This is a genomic window from Pseudoalteromonas sp. P1-13-1a (assembly GCF_001401875.1).
Classification (GTDB): domain Bacteria; phylum Pseudomonadota; class Gammaproteobacteria; order Enterobacterales; family Alteromonadaceae; genus Pseudoalteromonas.
Genome location: NZ_LKDV01000001.1, coordinates 252,027 through 269,036 on the forward strand (window position 1 = coordinate 252,027; position 17,010 = coordinate 269,036).

Here is a 17,010-nt window from a genome sequence, read left to right on the forward strand (position 1 = left end):
CTCTCTCCGTTTAGTCTGTGCTCTTAGTGGCATGGCTCGTAGTTGCGTGTAAGTCTGTTTCACTAATAGTTAGGGGGGTTAGGTGCCAAATATCTTCACTGTATTGGCTTATGGTTCTATCACTTGAAAATATGCCACTTGCGGCCGTATTTAAAATACTCATTTGCGTCCAATGCGTTTGGTCAAGATACGCAGCCTCTACCTGCTTTTGCGCAGCCACGTAGCTTTCAAAGTCATGTGCAACCAACCACGGATCGTGAGGGCTTTTAATTGCATTAATAATGTCGTCAAATAAATTAGGCTCAAACAGATTAAATTGCCCGCTTTCGAGTAACTGCATTACATGGCTCAGGTCGCTGTTTTGCTCTATTAAATGAGAAGGGTTGTAGCGCGATTTAATATCATCTATTTCATGAGCCTGCGCACCAAACAAAAAGAAGTTATCTGCGCCCACAGCGTCTCTAATTTCAATATTCGCCCCATCTAACGTACCAATAGTAAGCGCGCCATTCATCATAAACTTCATGTTACCAGTACCTGATGCTTCTTTACCTGCGGTCGAGACTTGCTCTGATAAATCAGTTGCCGGGCAAATCGTTTCCATTGCGGTTACATTATAATTTGGCAAAAACGCAACTCGTAAGTATGGTGCTGCAAGTGGGTCTTTATTAATAACCTCAGCGACATTATTAATGAGCTTAATTATTTTTTTAGCCATGTAATAACCAGGCGCTGCTTTACCTCCTAACAGCACACAACGTGGTACTAAGTTTGTTGTATCGCCACGGCGTATACGCTCATATAAATGAATAACATGCAGCACATTTAATAGCTGGCGTTTGTATTCGTGAATACGTTTAACTTGTACGTCAAACATCATCTCTACATCAAAATCAACACCACAGCGCTCTTTCACTAAATCGACGAGGCGTTGTTTGTTTTCGCGTTTAACATTTTGCCATTGCTGATGAAACGCCCCGTCGTCGAAGTAGCGACGTAATTGGCTAATATTTGCAAAATTGCTAACCCATTTTGAGCCAATTTTTTCTGTAATTAACGTGCTCAAGGCCGGGTTGCAGTGTGCTAACCAACGCCTTGGCGTAACCCCATTGGTTTTATTATTAAACTTATTAGGCCAAAGCTCATAAAAGGTTTTAAATAGGCCTTCTTTTAAAAGTTGAGTATGTAGTGCGGCCACACCATTTACCGAATAGCTACCCACAATGGCTAAATATGCCATGCGTATTTGCGGCACGTCGCCTTCTTCAATTAACGACAGCGCACGCTGTTTACTTGCATCACCAGGCCAATGCTGAGCCACTTGGGCTAAAAAGCGGGCATTTATTTCATAAATAATTTCTAAAATTCGCGGCAATAGTTTTGCAAAAAGTGGCACCGACCATTTTTCTAATGCCTCTGGCAATAATGTGTGGTTAGTGTATGCCATTGTGCGGGTTGTAATTTCCCACGCGTTATCCCAATCAAGCTCGTAGTCATCAACCAAAATGCGCATTAACTCTGCCACGGCAATACTTGGGTGGGTATCATTTAATTGAAATACATGATGTGTAGCAAAATCACTAAAGTCTTCGCCGTACTGCTCAACCCATTGCGATACAATATCTTGAATACTCGCTGATGATAAAAAGTACTGTTGGCGCAACCTAAGCTCTTTACCATTTTCACTGCTGTCATTTGGGTAAAGCACCATTGTGATTTGTTCTGCTAAGTTTTTTTGCGCCACCGCTTCTGAATAACTCCCTGCATTAAACTCGGTTAAGTTAAATTCGTCGGTCGCTTCTGATTTCCATAACCTTAGCGTATTAACAATGTCGTTTTTATAACCAGGGATAGGCACATCATAGGGCACGGCTAAAACATCATGACAACCAACCCACTGGCGGTGTTCTCGCCCATGTTTGTCGGTATAACTTTGTACGTGCCCGAAAAACTTCACTCGTTGTGATTGCTCAGGGGCGGCAAGCTCCCACGGGTGCCCCTCACGAAGCCAGTTATCGGGTTGCTCAACTTGATGGCCATTTTTTAATGACTGGTTAAACATGCCGTATTCGTAGCGAATACCGTAACCCACCACGGGAAGCGCAAGGCTTGCACAGCTATCTAAAAAACAGGCAGCTAAACGTCCAAGGCCACCATTACCTAGCCCTGCATCGTGCTCTGCTTGGGCTACAGTTTCTATAGTGGTGCAATATTCTTGTAGAGCACTGGAGACTTGCTCGTCTAAATCTAAGTTTAAAATGGCATTGCCAAGTGCCCTACCCATTAAAAACTCTAACGATAAGTAAGCTGTTTTGCGGCGTTTTTCTTGCTTGATTTGTTGTTTGGTTTCTCTGCAACGAGCAACAAGCCGATCTCTAATTGTCAGCGCGAGCGCATGATATAAATACAGTTGCGACTCACCGACTTTGTCACGTCCTAAACTGTAATAAAAGTGCCGAGTTAAATCATCTTTTAAAGTGCTTTCATCAATTACAGGGCCTTCTTGCCACCCTTTTACCACACACACATTTTCGTCTTGCTTAGACATGACCTTCGTCCTCTAAATTTGCACTAAAAACCCAGCTGCTTTGTGCTGAAATTTCGACTATTGCATCCTCTTTACTGCTTAGCGATGCGTTATGTACACTTGATAAAACCATCTCCCATTGCGCCGCGATAGGCGATGGGGGTAACTTACAAAAAACTGTTTTTTTACTCGGATTTAAAATGATTAATAAGGCGTATTTATTTTGCTTATCTAACAAGCTATACATTAAAAACTGGCGCTGTGGCTCATGCCAATGCTCGTTAGTCATTTTTACGCCTTGCTCGGTAAACCATTTAACTGTAAAGCGCTCGTCAATATCTTCTGAAAATACACTGTGTTTAAACGCGCTGTGACCACGCCTTATTTTTAGTGCATCGTCAATAAAACGGGTAAGTGAGTGATTTAGCTGCGAGTCTTTCCATGCCAACCAACTGGTGCGGTTATTTTGACAATACGCATTATTATTACCTCCCTGCGAGTGGCCCATTTCACTGCCTGAGGCAATCATAGGTACTCCTTTTGAGAGTATTAGCGTAAGTAAAAAATTCTTTTGTTGTTGCAGTCTTAAGGCAATAATTTTGGCATCATTAGTAAATCCCTCAACACCACAATTGGTTGAATGATTAGCGCTATGGCCATCGCGATTTTGCTCACCATTTGCTTCATTATGTTTGTGCTCATAACTGACTAAATCGGCAAGCGTAAAACCATCGTGGCTGGTAATAAAGTTAATACTATTAAGCGGCCCGCGCTGGCTGTGTTCAAAAATATCAAATGAGCCATGAATACGCTTTGCCACATTGGCTATAACGCCTTCTTCGCTTTGCCAAAATCGGCGTATTACATCTCTGTACTGATCATTCCACTCTCGCCACGGGGAGGGAAATGCGCCAAGTTGGTAGCCACCGGGCCCTATATCCCAGGGCTCACTAATAAGCTTTACACGGCTTAATACAGGGTCTTGCTCAATTGCTTGAAAAAACGCATGGGCGGTATTAAAACCATGGGCATTCCTGCCTAAAATAGTAGCTAAATCAAACCTAAAGCCGTCGACTCCCATTATTTGTACCCAATAACGCAAGCTATCTAGTACCAGCTTTAAAGTTTTAGGGTGGTCAATATTAATGGTGTTACCACAGCCTGTATCGTTTATATACACCTGTGGCTTGTCAGCAACCGTACGATAATAAGCAAGGTTATCTAGTCCTCTGAGCGATAAAATCGGCCCATCGGCGCCCGCTTCTGCGGTGTGGTTATAAACCACATCTAAAATAACCTCTATATCCGCTTTATGAAGCTCGCTAACCATGCGCTTAAATTCGTTAATATCATCGTCAACTAAATAATCTTTATGGGGAGTAAAAAAATTGAGTGTGTTGTAGCCCCAATAATTTTGCAGCCCTTTTGCCGTTAAAAACTGCTCACTTATAAAGGCATGCACAGGGAGTAGCTCAAGTGCAGTAACCCCTAAATTATGCAAATGCTCAATAAAGCTAGGGTGGCTTAAACCTAAAAACTTGCCTTGCAAATTTTTAGGAATATTAGGGTGCCGGCACGTGGCACCTTTTACGTGGCACTCATAAATAACGGTATTAGACCAGCTATGGTTTGGCTTTTTATGTTTATAAGGCTGGCTATTAATAACCCGTGATTTAGGTATATCAATGGCATTATTAACGGTGCTTTTAGTGCCAATAGGCATTTGCCCATAATGGCGCTCACTCCATGTAAATTCGCCAAATAAATCTTTTGCATAAGGGTCAATCAGCAACTTGTGCTCGTTGAACAACAGGCCTTTTTCAGGACTGTACTCACCTTCAATGCGATAACCATATAATGCGCCTTCGGCTAAAGGCACAACATGGGCTGTCCATATACCGCCTTCGTTGATATGCATGGTTACTTTTAATATTTCAGAGTGACCACTTTTATCAAATAAACATACATAAGCTTGTGTTGCTTTAGGCGCATACAAGCTAAAGTTAACGCCGCCACTGCAAATAGTTGCGCCAAGTGGCTGTGGTTGCCCATGTGAAACCTCAAATCGATTACTCATCTTCAACCTTTTGTAAATAAATCGTCGTTAACCCGCCCATTGCAATTTTAATACTATGCGAAAAGCCATGAGCACTTGCCTTAAAGCTACTAACCGTATCGTTGTTGTTTGCTGTTGCTTTAATGCCTGAGCCAAAGAAAGCGTCATCATCGGTGTTTAAAATAACCTTGTATTTACCGGCTGCGGGTACCCCAATTTCATACTCTTGGTAAGAAACAGGCGTAAAGTTTGCCACTACGACAATAAAGTCGTGGGCATTTTTAGCATAACGTACAAAACTAAATATACTTTGCGCGTTATTGTTATTATCTATCCATTCAAAACCCGCAGGGCTTGAGTCGAGTTCATATAGTGCAGGTGACTTTACATAAACAGTATTGAGCGCTTGTACAGTGTTTTGCATACCGCGGTGGCTTTTATGCTCTAGCAAGTGCCAATCAATAGAATGATTGTGATCCCACTCTTTTCGCTGTGCTATTTCGCCGCCCATAAACAGCAGTTTTTTACCTGGATGCGCCCACATAAATGCATAATACGCACGCAAATTGGCAAATTTTTGCCAATCATCACCGGGCATTTTTTCTATTAAAGAGCCTTTACCATGTACGACTTCATCATGGCTTAGCGGTAAAATGTAATTTTCGCTAAATGCGTATACCATAGAAAACGTCATTTCGTGATGGTGGTGCTGCCTATAAAGTGGGTCATATTTCATGTAATGCAGGCTGTCGTTCATCCACCCCATATTCCATTTGTAGCCAAAACCTAAGCCATTGTGATCAACACTTTGAGTAACGCCCGGCCATGCAGTAGACTCTTCAGCCACCATCATAATACCCGGATTATTTTTATAACTGCGCAGATTTACTTGCTTTAGGCACTCAATAGCGCCTAAGTTTTCTCGCCCACCATAACAATTAGCAACCCATTGCCCTTCTTTGCGGCTGTAGTCTAAATAAAGCATGGAAGCCACCGCATCTACGCGCAGTCCATCAAGGCCAAATTGCTCTAGCCAATACATCGCATTAGAGATTAAAAAGCTTTTCACCTCCGGGCGGTCGTAATTATAAATATAGGTATTCCAATCGGGATGAAAGCCCTGTCGAATATCGGCATGTTCAAATAAATGCGTGCCATCAAAGTGATGTAATCCATGCGGATCACTAGGAAAATGCCCAGGCACCCAATCAAGTAGCACACCTAAGTTTGCTTTGTGGCACTGCTGAACAAAGTATTTAAAACTGCTGTAATCACCAAAGCGACTAGTTGGTGCAAATAACCCCACCGGCTGATAACCCCACGAGCCATCAAATGGGTATTCACTTATTGGCATTAATTGAATATGCGTAAAGCCCATTTCAAGCGTGTAATTAACCAATTTGTCGGCAAGCTCGCTATAGCTTAAATAGCGGTTTTCTTCAGCCCTTTGCCATGAGCCTAAGTGCACTTCGTAAATACTTATGGGCGCGTCTATATGGTTACGCTTTTGACGATTTTTAAGCTCGCTATCGCTCAGCATAATAGCCGCCGCTTGCTGTTGTAACACACTGGCCGTGCCTGGTGCTTGTTGCATTTTAAAGGCAAACGGATCTGCTTTTTCAAGTACATCGCCTTGCTGTGTCACAATAGAAAATTTATAACATGTATCGGGCTGAAGCCCTGCGATAAAAATCTCCCACACACCACACGCAGGATGAAAACGCATATAGTGACGATTAGCTTGCCAAAGGTTAAATTCCCCAATAACAGATACACTGGCTGCATTAGGCGCCCACACACAAAAACGCACTCCATCAACCCCTTGTTGGTTAATAAAGTGTGCACCTAAATGTTTATATGCATGCTCTAAACTGCCTTCGTTAAATAAGTACATTGCATCCGTATCTAGGCTGCTTGCAAAGCTATATTCATCGTAAAAACATAGTGTTGAATTTTCATATTCAACGTTACACTTATAAGGCTGCGCGGGCATTTCGTTGCTTGTTGCTATAAATAAATCGCTGTGGTTGTAACGCTTTGCAATAACTTTTTTATCATTAATAAAAATACTTACACTTTTCGCTGCGGGTAAATACACGCGTATTTCGTAACCATTTTTATAAGCATGCGCCCCTAAAAAACTAAAAGGGTCTTTGAACCTGCCGCCTTGGAGTGCCCTAACCTGCTCGTCGTAACGGGTTTGTAATGAATCCTTTGGTGCAGTACTACTCATATTCTTTCCTTATTGAATTAACAGCAGCCAAGGTACTGGCATTATGTTTAAAAATGTCGTCACATGAGTGCGTTAAAACACGGCGCCAATTTGGGTATTCGGTATCAGTACCGGGTATATTCACCGGATACGTTTGTTTATCTAAATCATCAAGCTGAAGTGCAAATAAACGGCTATCACTATGTGCAAGTGCTTTAGCCAGTTCACCATACACACACATAGCATCGCTAGATTCGTTAAGTTGCTCTATGCTATGTAACCGTATAAAACGAAGTAAGCGCTGTTTTTCATGGTGTCGTTCTTGCAATTGTTGTTGGTACTGCTGCTCATCAATAAGTTGATACTGGCGTTTAATATCTAAATCATCTGTTTGCCACCAGCCGCAAAATGGCGGAACGTCATGATTGGCTATCATAATTAAACAATGCTTAGGTAATTGCTCTAATGGCAAAAACTCACCATCATGTTGTTTTTCAAAATAAAATAAGCTATTTGAATAAATACCGCTTGTTGCAAGTGCGTGTTTAACCTCGGGTGGGACTATGCCTAAATCTTCTCCTATTACTATGCACTGATTAAGGTGAGACTCTATTTTTAAAATAGCCAATAAGTGCTCGAAAGGGTAATAAACATAACAACCATCTTGTGCGTGGTTATTTTCAAAACACCACCATAAACGCCTGAGTGCCATAACGTGATCAATTCGCAAACCGCCAACGCCTTGCATGTTTGCGCGAATAAGTGAGCGATAAAACGCAAAGTGATCATTTTTTAATTGTTGTGGGTTAAGCGCAGGCAGCCCCCAATTTTGCCCTGCTTCTGCCCAAGGGTCTGGGGGAGCGCCAACATTAGCATTATCGCTAAAAAGTGATTGCTGTGATTGATACTCAATACCATCTCCTGCACAGCCAACAGCAAGGTCATTAATTAAACCTATTGCCATGCCTTTACTTAAACAGTGCTGCTGGCAATGCCTTAATTGTAGTTTAGCCTGCCATTGTAAGTAGTAATCAAAGGTAGGATTGGCTGAATTGAGCGTAGTTAAGGTCTGGGCGTTTTGTTTGCAAAACTGTGCAAACTCATCGCGCCGCGAAGCACTGGCATGTGCTTCAAAATGACTAAATAGCGCATTAAATAATGCATATTTAACTGTGCTTACTTTTTCATAATTTATAAACTGCTGATTGCTGTTTAAAAGCGCTTTTACCTCATCACTGTGTAATAAAGCATTCAACTGCGGATTATTTTTACTATCAGCTGATAGTTCAACAGAAATATACAGAGGATTTAATAACGCACGGCTATTAGGGCTATAAGGGCTGGCCCGCTCACTTTGCTGTGCAAATAGCAAGTGTAGTGGGTTGAGTAATATGTAGTCCATGTGATGCTGTGCACATAAATCACATAGCGCTAGTAAATCATTAAAATCCCCTACGCCAAGGCCTGCTTTGTTTTTAACTGTGTATAACTGCAGCGAAAGCCCAGTGCGCTTAGTGTCATCTACTTGAAAAACTTTTTCTGGGGTAGCCCACAATTGAATCTCTTTGCTTTGCGCTCCAACACTAACAAGCGCCTGATGATAACCTACCGGTATAGCTCCTAAAGGCACTGCCACTTCAATATAACGTACGCCATGTGCATAATAATCGCCGGTAATGGTTAAATTATGTAAGTTAGTGCGCTCATAAGTTACATTTAATTTTGGCAGCGTTATAACAACAGGTAAATCAAGTTGGCGCTCATCTATGCGAATATAAAAAAGATTATCAGTTAAATTCACTAAGCTAGTATCGGGTGCTAACTCAAGCCAAGGCGCCACATCCAATTGGTAATTAAGCTGTGCAATATGGTGTTCATCATCAGTATTTATACCACAACACTGTAAGGCACGTTTGCGCGTGTCTTCGCTAAATATAACCTGCTCACCCGTGTATTTAGTAAATTCATAACCAATACCGTGCAGATAAAACAACTGCGAAAGTGCGTCCATTTACTCGCCTTAATTTATGCGTTGAGTGTTCACTATGCTATTTTCTGTGCCAAATGTATTAGGTAGGTAGTCATCTGCTTGGTGGTCGTTATCCCAAGTATCGCCATTAATTAAATAACGAAAATGAAACTGCTGATCAACGGGCAAACGCTGCTTATATTTAAAGACCCCGTCTTTTTTATTAAATTTCATAGGCACTGGCTGCCAATCGGTAAATTCGCCTAGTAAACTTACTTGCTCTGCATCTGGGTGGGTAAACTCAAAGGTAACTTCTGCTTCATCTTTAGTTTTAAAAAAACGTTTATTCAACATAGTAGGCTCCAACTAATCCAAAATGGGTACTTAATCTTTGCCACAGGGCCGATACAACACTTCAAAAGGCGATGTGGGTGCTTTTAAACAACATCAAACACAGGTAATTTAATCAAACTTTTATTTACGCATTATTACAGTGCAAAAAAGTTTTTAAACCGCACAAAAAAAGTGCGGTTAGGCTAATAAACCTGGCTTTTTAATGAGTAAATAAAGTACAGCAAGTATTAAACCAACTTAATCATTTTAAATATAAGGAGGTGTTAGCAAAAAAATGACACAAAGGCCCACACCAACCTATAAATTTCTTTCGTTGTCACTGTCCTTAAGTAATAATACACAGCATCTTATGTCTCTGAAATACCATAAATTTCATGTTGAAAAAAAGCATTCTATTTACTACCGTAGTTGTATTTATTGCATTAGCCTCCTTTGTAAGCCTTTCTGCATATACGCTTTATAGTAAAAAGCAATTATCAGTTGACCCAAAATTAAAAGAAATTTCAGGCATAGAGTTTGATAAAAAAAAGCGTTTGTGGGCGATTAATGATGGCGGCGACGACCCAAAACTTTATCGTCTAGGTCAAGATGGCGCTATTGAAAAAGAAATCCTTGTCACTAATGCTAAAAATATTGATTGGGAGGACATGACGCAAAATAAATTTGGTCATTTTTTCTTAGGTGATTTTGGCAATAATAAAAACGATAGGAAATGGTTAACTATTTATAAAATAGAAAACCCTATTGATATAAAAACACAGACCACCGAAGCCGAAATTATCAAATTTACCTACCCAGAAATGGACGGCACGCCTATTACACCTAATAAACGCAACTTTGATTTAGAGGCCTTTGTAGAGTACAAACGCCATTTATATTTATTTACCAAAAACAGAACCGAACCTTTCGATGGGATTACCAATGTTTATAAAGTAGGCGATCATGCAGCTAATTTTGATGCGCAGTTAATTGATTCATTTAAAACATGTACAACTCTTGAAAAGCTATGCTGGATAACCTCCGCTGCGCTTAGCCCAGACAGGACTAAACTAGTACTTCTGGATTCTACCAGTATTTGGCTATTCGAAAATTTTAAAGGCGACAAATTTTTTTCTGGGGATGTATCTCGAATCGATTTAGGTATTGTTACGCAAAAAGAAGCGATTACCTTTTATGACGATAATACCCTTATATTTACTGATGAGGAATTTAAAGGGCTTGTGGGAGGAAATGCTTACGTTATTAAACTAGATGAAGCAGAAAAAACCATTATCAAACAAGTCACCAAGCCAATATCTATAGTAGCTCAATAGCCATGAATACCTTATTAAACATATCATGGGGTGTTTAATAAGGTACTGTTTAAGGTTTAATTTAATACGTTATTATTAAATGAGTGCAGTGCTTTTTCTACATCAACACCCAAAATAATAACGCCAATATGTTCACCTTTTGTATTTTTTATCGGTAAACTCAAGTGCACCTGAAAATGATGTGTTGATGCATCGTACTCAACACTATCAAAGCGATAATCTAAATCCTGCTGGTATAGGAGACTAAATTCCTTCTCATCACCTTGCCAATAATCACTGGTGGCTTTGCTTATTGCCGCATTTTTACCTTGCTTATCTGTCACTATGGTTTCTGTCACTATACCATTGAACTGCATTTGCCATTGTTGTAAAAATAATGACGCGTCAGTTACTAGCATTTTTTTAGCTATGCCATGTTGATGTGTTTTTACTTCTTTAACCCAAAGGTCATCGGTTTTTTCAAGCTCTTGATTAGACAAATTAATATGGTTGCTTTGTTCAACTGCATCGCTAATTATTGGCTCTAATAGCAGTGTATTGATGGAATCTAATAGTTTATTTAGTATTTGAACCTGTTCAGCCTGTGATAAGTAAAAAGGCGCTGGTGCACACTGAGGTATTGTTTCATCGAATTTTTCTAAAAAAGAAGCATGCGTATTTATAAGCTTATTTGCGGCAAATACACCTAGCGGCACATAGCGATAAAACGAACGTTGATACACAGAGGCATCAATACCTAAGTTATCAGCGGCATTGTTAAAATCATCTAAATCAAGTAATACTTTATCTACTCGATGATGATGAAGCACATTCACTATTTCCTCTAACGAATTTACTTCAAGTAGTGAGGTTATATTTTGTGTTTTAAACCAATTAGCTTGATAGCTTCCATGTACTACACCATAACGTAGTTTTTTGGGATCTTTATTTACGCTTTCAGGGTGAGTAAACCAGTACCAATTTTCTAAATAAATAGGTGATGACAACTTACCATACTGGCTCATTTCAGAAGTTAAGTGCGTTGTAAAATACCCATCTAATCGCCCTAACTTTACCTCCCTGCGTGCTCTAAGCCAAGGCAGAGATTGCAATTCAAAAGGCATATTCATGTTATGTAAAATACACTCTACTTGTTCAACCGCATTATCGGGTGTTGTAAGCGATACATTGGTACCAAACTTTAACGGTTCAGCTAAAGTCAAAAGTGCAAAAAATAACGTTGTGGGCATAATCCATTGCTAAATAATTATGTTAATTACACCAAGTATAGTAAGGCTTCGAAAAAATACCTAACTGAGTTAAAATTAAATATAGTTAAATCAGCAGGTAACCTGAAGACTAAATAAATCAAAACTTTAACGCTTAAATTTTGTTTCTAAAATCACTGACGATGTTGTGCGCTCTACCCCGTCTAAATTACCTATATCATCGAGTAAGTGACTTAACTTCTCTAAATTTTGCGCTTGTACAACGGCAATTAAATCGAACTCGCCGCTTATTGCATAAAGCTGAGAAATCGCATCAATTTGTTTAAGCTCTAAGTTAGTTTTAGTGGTGAGTTTTTGCATCACCTTAATAGATACATGAGCCGACACCATACTGCTTAAATAGTCTTCACCGTAGTCAACGCTATATCCTTTTATTACACCTGTTTCCTCAAGCTTTAACATTCTGCTTTGCACGGTAGAGCGTGATAAATTAAGCATGCGTGCTAAGTCAGAAATACTGGCTCTTGCATTTTTTTTTAAAATTGAAAGTAGCTTTTCGTCTTGTGAAGTTATCATATTGCTTATTAATTTCGTTATTTTGACTTTTATTGTAATCAATTTTCACAAAATAGCACTGCAAATTTAACCTATAACCTTCGATAATAACCATCAATAACAAAAATTACCTAGCTGAGAAAACGCTAACGTTTTTATTTTGCTAATCTTTATTCAATTTTTACAATTTTTAGGTGTACATAATGCAAGTAACAAGAGACTTATTTAACGATGTAATGGTGCCAAACTACAATCCGTCGGCAGTTATTCCTGTGCGCGGCGAAGGGTCACGTGTGTGGGATCAAAATAACAATGAGTTTATTGATTTTGCAGGCGGTATTGCCGTTAATTGTTTAGGCCACTGTCACCCAGCGCTTGTGTCTGCATTAAAAGAGCAAGGCGAGAAAATTTGGCACTTATCAAATGTAATGACTAACGAGCCTGCCCTGCGTTTAGCACAAAAAATGGTTGAAGCGACGTTTGCAGACAAAGTGTACTTTGCAAACTCAGGTGCAGAAGCCAACGAAGCGGCTCTTAAGCTTGCTCGTCGGTTTGCACTAGACGAACACGGCGAAGAAAAATCACAAATCATTGCGTTTAACAAAGGCTTTCACGGCCGCACATTTTTTACCGTAACAGTGGGCGGACAAGCAGCTTACTCTGATGGCTTTGGCCCTAAACCTGGCGACATTATGCATTGTGATTACAACGATATTGCAGCATTTGAAGCACTTATTAGTGATAAAACATGTGCCGTAATGATGGAGCCCCTACAAGGTGAAGGCGGTATTATTTCACCAACAGATGAATTTGCTAAAAAAGTACGCGAGTTATGTACTAAGCACAATGCACTGCTTATTTTTGATGAAGTGCAAACAGGCGTTGGCCGCACGGGTGATTTATACGCATACGAAGGCTTAGGCGTAGTGCCTGATATTTTAACTACGGCTAAAGCGTTAGGCGGTGGTTTTCCAATTGGCGCTATGATCACGCGTACTCATATCGCAGAGCACTTAAAAGTAGGTACTCATGGCTCTACGTATGGTGGTAACCCACTTGCCTGTGCAGTAGCAGAAGCTGCCTTTGATACAGTAAACACACCTGATGTATTAAATGGCGTTAAAGAGCGCGAGCAGTTATTCCGCGATGGTTTAAACGCTATTAACGAAAAATACAACGTATTCAGTGAAGTACGTGGTAAAGGTTTACTTATTGGTGCGGTATTAAACGATAAGTTTGAAGGCCGTGCCCGTGACTTTTTAGTTGCTAGTACTAACAATGGCTTAATGAATCTAGTAGCTGGCATGAACGTGATTCGTTTTACCCCATCTTTAGTTATTCCAGTTGAAGATATTAAAGAAGGCCTAGCACGCTTTGAAAAAGCAGTAAGCGACGTAGTAAACGGCTAATTTACATAGGCGCGCCGCAAGGCGCGCTGTTGGAGAAAGTAATAAATGCAAGTATTACGTCCTATTACAACAAAAGACTTTGCTGCACTTAAGCAGATTGCAATTGAATCAGGCCATGGGTTTACCTCACTACCTGTCGATGACCAGTTATTAAATGATAAAATAGCGCGCGCAGAAAAAAGCTTTGCAAAAAATATCAATCAACCACTTGATGAAAGCTACCTATTTGTTCTAGAAGACAGTGAAACAGGTGAGGTCATAGGCACAACCGCCATAGAAGCCGCAGTGGGCTTATCGGTGCCGCTGTATCATTATCATTTAGGTAAAACAGTACACCACTCGCCTACACTGAATGTTTATAACACCGTTGATATTTTAAGCATGTGCAACGATTACACCGGATGCTCTGAAATATGTACTTTGTTTTTACGCGAAAACAGCCGAAAAGGGTTAACGGGCCGCTTTTTATCTCGCTCACGCTTTTTATTTATGGCGCAGCACAGCGAACGCTTTGCCGATACCGTGATTGCTGAAATGCGCGGTGTAAGTGACGAAGACGGCCATTCACCGTTTTGGCAGTGGTTGCAAGAGCACTTTTTTAGTATTGAATTTCCACAAGCTGATCACTTAGTGGGGCTTGGCGATAAGGTATTTATTAGTGAGCTAATGCCTAAATACCCTATTTACGTCAATTTATTAAGTAACAAAGCTCAAGCGGTAATTGGTAACGTGCATGAAAAAACTAAACCCGCACTCAAGCTGCTTGAAAAAGAGGGATTTGAGCATCGTGGCTATGTTGATTTATTCGATGCAGGGCCAACCGTAGAGGCAAAGCTTGGTAATATTCGTAGCATTCGTGAATCTCAAGTATGCCCTATTACAATTGGTGAGCTCGAGCATATTAGCCAACACAGCTCAGATACACTTGCCGTTTGCAACCAAGGCGTAAGTGGATTCAGAGCTACCTTTACCCAGCACGCCCACTATAACCACGCTAAACACACCTTAGTAATAAGCCAAGAAGTGGCTAATGCCCTTAATTTATCCCAAGGAGATGCAGCGCGTTTTTTCCGCCTGTAAAACATATATGAACACACATCTTATAAATAACCAATGGCATACAGGCCAAGGCCCCGCTTTTAGCTCTGTTAACCCAAGTAACGGCGAAGTTGTATGGCAAGGTAATGGCGCAACCGCAGATCAAGTAGATACTGCAATCAATGCAGCTAGAGCCGCACAAATACAATGGGCAGATACACCAATTGAGTCGCGCATAACCATACTTGAAAACTTTGTCGCACAGTTAAAAGAACATAGCGAAGAATTTGCAGCCATTATAGCGCGCGAAACCGGCAAGCCACTTTGGGAAACACGCACAGAAATAGGCGCTATGACTGGTAAAGTAGCCATTTCAATCAAAGCCTATAATGAGCGCACCGGTACAACAGAAAACCCAATGCCCGGAGCTAAAGCCTTTATACGCCATAAACCACACGGCGTTGTGGCTATATTTGGGCCATATAACTTTCCTGGACATTTACCTAATGGCCATATAGTTCCGGCTATTTTAGCGGGTAACACCGTGGTATTTAAACCGTCTGAGTTAACCCCTCACGTTGCTGAATTTACTTTATCACTTTGGTTAAAAGCGGGTTTACCAGAAGGTGTTATTAATTTAGTGCAAGGTGAAATAGAAACAGGTAAAGCACTTGCTTCGCATCAAAACATAGACGGCTTATTTTTTACTGGCAGCTCTAACACAGGTCATTTATTACATAAACAGTTTGCAGGTCACCCAGGTAAAATATTAGCGCTTGAAATGGGCGGTAATAACCCATTAATAATTAAAGATGTAGCCGATGTAAGCGCTGCAGCTCACGATATTATTCAATCGGGCTTTATTACTTCTGGCCAGCGCTGTACCTGTGCGCGCCGCGTGTTTATTGAGAATTCAACCAATGGCGATGCTATTTTAGAAAAACTTATTAGCGCAACAAAAAACATTGTTGTTGATGACAGTTTTGCAACTGACCAGCCATTTATGGGTGCCATGATCAGTGAAAAAGCCGCACTGGGTATGGTTGCAGCGCAGGCTGACCTAGTTAAACAAGGCGCTGAGATACTTGTTGAGCTTAAGCAGCTTAAAGCAGGCACAGGGTTTGTAAGCCCAGGTATTATTGATGTAACTAACATCACCAACATGGTCGATGAAGAACACTTTGGCCCGCTTATAAAAGTGTACCGCTACAACGATTTTGACAGCGCAATAGCAGAGGCTAATAATACCAGCTTTGGTTTATCTGCAGGCTTACTTGGCGATAACGAAGATGATTACAACTACTTTTTAAAGCGCATTCGTGCCGGCATTGTCAATTGGAACCGCCCTATTACGGGTGCTTCTAGTGCTGCACCGTTTGGCGGCATTGGCGCAAGTGGTAACCACAGAGCAAGTGCGTATTATGCTGCTGATTACTGCGCTTACCCTGTCGCATCAGTTGAAGCCGATAAGGTAAACCTGCCACAAACTTTAGCGCCAGGCTTAGTAATTGAATAAGTGAATAACCCAATTTAAGGATTTAACATGCACACCAACGTAAATACATTATTTGACAACCTATGGGATAACTATTTAGCTGTTACCCCATCGGCAGATAAAATTCATGACCTTCTGGGCTCAACGCAAAAAGATGACATTATTAACGACCATATTGCGCTGCGTACCTTTAATATTGAAAAAGTAGGCCTAGAAAAGCTAGCTGCTCACTTTTTAGCGCTTGGTTACACAGAGTGTGGCGAATACCACTTTGAAGCTAAAAAGTTATACGCTAAACATTATGAGCATAGCGACCCAAAACAACCTAAAGTATTTATTTCTGAGCTATTAGTTGAAAAGTGTTCACCAGAGTTACAAGCCATTGTGACAGATATGGTTGCGCAAATTGATGAAAACGCAGTCACTGCCAATAACTTTTTATATTCAGGCACCCATTGGCAAGTAAGTAGCGACACTTACAAACAGTTACTCGCTGAAAGCGAGTACGCAGCGTGGATGTCGGCATGGGGTTACCGTGCAAATCATTTTACTGTAAATATTAATATGCTTGCTAAGTTTGATAACATTCATGATGTTAATCAGGCGCTTAAAAATGCAGGCTTTGCGCTTAATACATCTGGCGGCGAAGTAAAAGGCTCACCAGAGGTGTTACTAGAGCAATCATCAACCCTTGCAGACGATTACGCTGTCACCTTTAGCGACGGCGAACTGCGCATCCCTAGCTGTTTTTATGAGTTTGCCATTAGGTACCCTAAAGCTGATGGCGAGCTTTACACAGGGTTTGTGGCAGCCTCTGCTGATAAAATTTTTGAAAGCACTAATGCGCGATAAATTAAGGCATGCCTTAATGTTT

At 40.7% G+C, this 17,010-nt stretch carries 12 protein-coding genes; 5 read left to right on the forward strand and 7 right to left on the reverse strand.

What is annotated here, in order from left to right; translation table 11 throughout:
* Positions 1-10 precede the first annotated feature (10 nt).
* Genes AN391_RS01205 through AN391_RS01225 form a run of 5 tightly spaced genes read right to left on the reverse strand, consistent with a single transcriptional unit; the run spans position 11 to position 9,118 of the window.
* On the reverse strand, positions 11-2,548 hold the full coding sequence (locus AN391_RS01205; protein WP_055013690.1) for a glycogen/starch/alpha-glucan phosphorylase: 2,538 nt from the start codon (positions 2,546-2,548) through the stop codon (positions 11-13).
* A complete protein-coding gene (gene glgX / locus AN391_RS01210; protein ID WP_055013691.1) occupies positions 2,541-4,604 on the reverse strand; it encodes a glycogen debranching protein GlgX in 2,064 nt (687 codons plus the stop codon). The genes AN391_RS01205 and glgX overlap by 8 nt, the downstream gene beginning before the upstream one ends.
* Positions 4,597-6,816 carry a 1,4-alpha-glucan branching protein GlgB gene (gene glgB / locus AN391_RS01215; RefSeq protein ID WP_055013692.1) on the reverse strand — a complete coding sequence of 740 codons (2,220 nt, stop codon included), beginning with the start codon at positions 6,814-6,816 and terminating at the stop codon, positions 4,597-4,599. Before glgB ends, glgX begins: the two co-directional genes overlap by 8 nt.
* A complete protein-coding gene (malQ, locus tag AN391_RS01220; RefSeq protein WP_055013693.1) occupies positions 6,809-8,806 on the reverse strand; it encodes a 4-alpha-glucanotransferase in 1,998 nt (665 codons plus the stop codon). Before malQ ends, glgB begins: the two co-directional genes overlap by 8 nt.
* A 9-nt stretch (positions 8,807-8,815) precedes the next feature.
* A complete protein-coding gene (locus AN391_RS01225) occupies positions 8,816-9,118 on the reverse strand; it encodes an isoamylase early set domain-containing protein (protein ID WP_055013694.1) in 303 nt (100 codons plus the stop codon).
* A 374-nt stretch (positions 9,119-9,492) separates the two neighbouring features.
* Between AN391_RS01225 and AN391_RS01230 the strand changes: the two genes are divergently transcribed.
* The gene (locus tag AN391_RS01230) at positions 9,493-10,431 is read left to right on the forward strand and encodes a hypothetical protein (RefSeq protein ID WP_055013695.1); all 939 of its coding nucleotides are present in this window, start codon (positions 9,493-9,495) and stop codon (positions 10,429-10,431) included.
* Positions 10,432-10,487: 56 nt separating this feature from the next.
* On the opposite strand, the gene AN391_RS01235 is transcribed toward AN391_RS01230, so the two are convergent.
* Together AN391_RS01235 and AN391_RS01240 are read right to left on the reverse strand one after the other, a co-directional pair.
* Complete coding sequence (locus tag AN391_RS01235; protein ID WP_055013696.1) at positions 10,488-11,660, reverse strand: cellulose-binding family II protein; 1,173 nt, start codon at positions 11,658-11,660, stop codon at positions 10,488-10,490.
* A 126-nt stretch (positions 11,661-11,786) separates the two neighbouring features.
* A complete protein-coding gene (locus AN391_RS01240) occupies positions 11,787-12,215 on the reverse strand; it encodes an Lrp/AsnC family transcriptional regulator (RefSeq protein ID WP_055013697.1) in 429 nt (142 codons plus the stop codon).
* A 182-nt stretch (positions 12,216-12,397) separates the two neighbouring features.
* Here AN391_RS01240 and AN391_RS01245 point away from each other — a divergent pair, with 182 nt between their 5' ends.
* The 4 genes from AN391_RS01245 to AN391_RS01260 are packed head-to-tail and all read left to right on the forward strand — an operon-like array spanning position 12,398 to position 16,988.
* Positions 12,398-13,603, forward strand: a complete 1,206-nt coding sequence (locus tag AN391_RS01245; protein WP_055013698.1) for an aspartate aminotransferase family protein — start codon at positions 12,398-12,400, stop codon at positions 13,601-13,603.
* 45 nt (positions 13,604-13,648) lie between these two features.
* Positions 13,649-14,683, forward strand: coding sequence for an arginine N-succinyltransferase (astA, locus tag AN391_RS01250; RefSeq protein WP_055013699.1), 1,035 nt, complete (start codon positions 13,649-13,651; stop codon positions 14,681-14,683).
* A gap of 7 nt (positions 14,684-14,690) precedes the next feature.
* Positions 14,691-16,157, forward strand: coding sequence for a succinylglutamate-semialdehyde dehydrogenase (astD, locus tag AN391_RS01255; RefSeq protein WP_055013700.1), 1,467 nt, complete (start codon positions 14,691-14,693; stop codon positions 16,155-16,157).
* A 27-nt stretch (positions 16,158-16,184) separates the two neighbouring features.
* Positions 16,185-16,988 (forward strand): DUF1338 domain-containing protein, encoded by an 804-nt coding sequence (locus AN391_RS01260; protein WP_055013701.1) that lies wholly within the window; start codon positions 16,185-16,187, stop codon positions 16,986-16,988.
* Positions 16,989-17,010 lie beyond the last annotated feature (22 nt).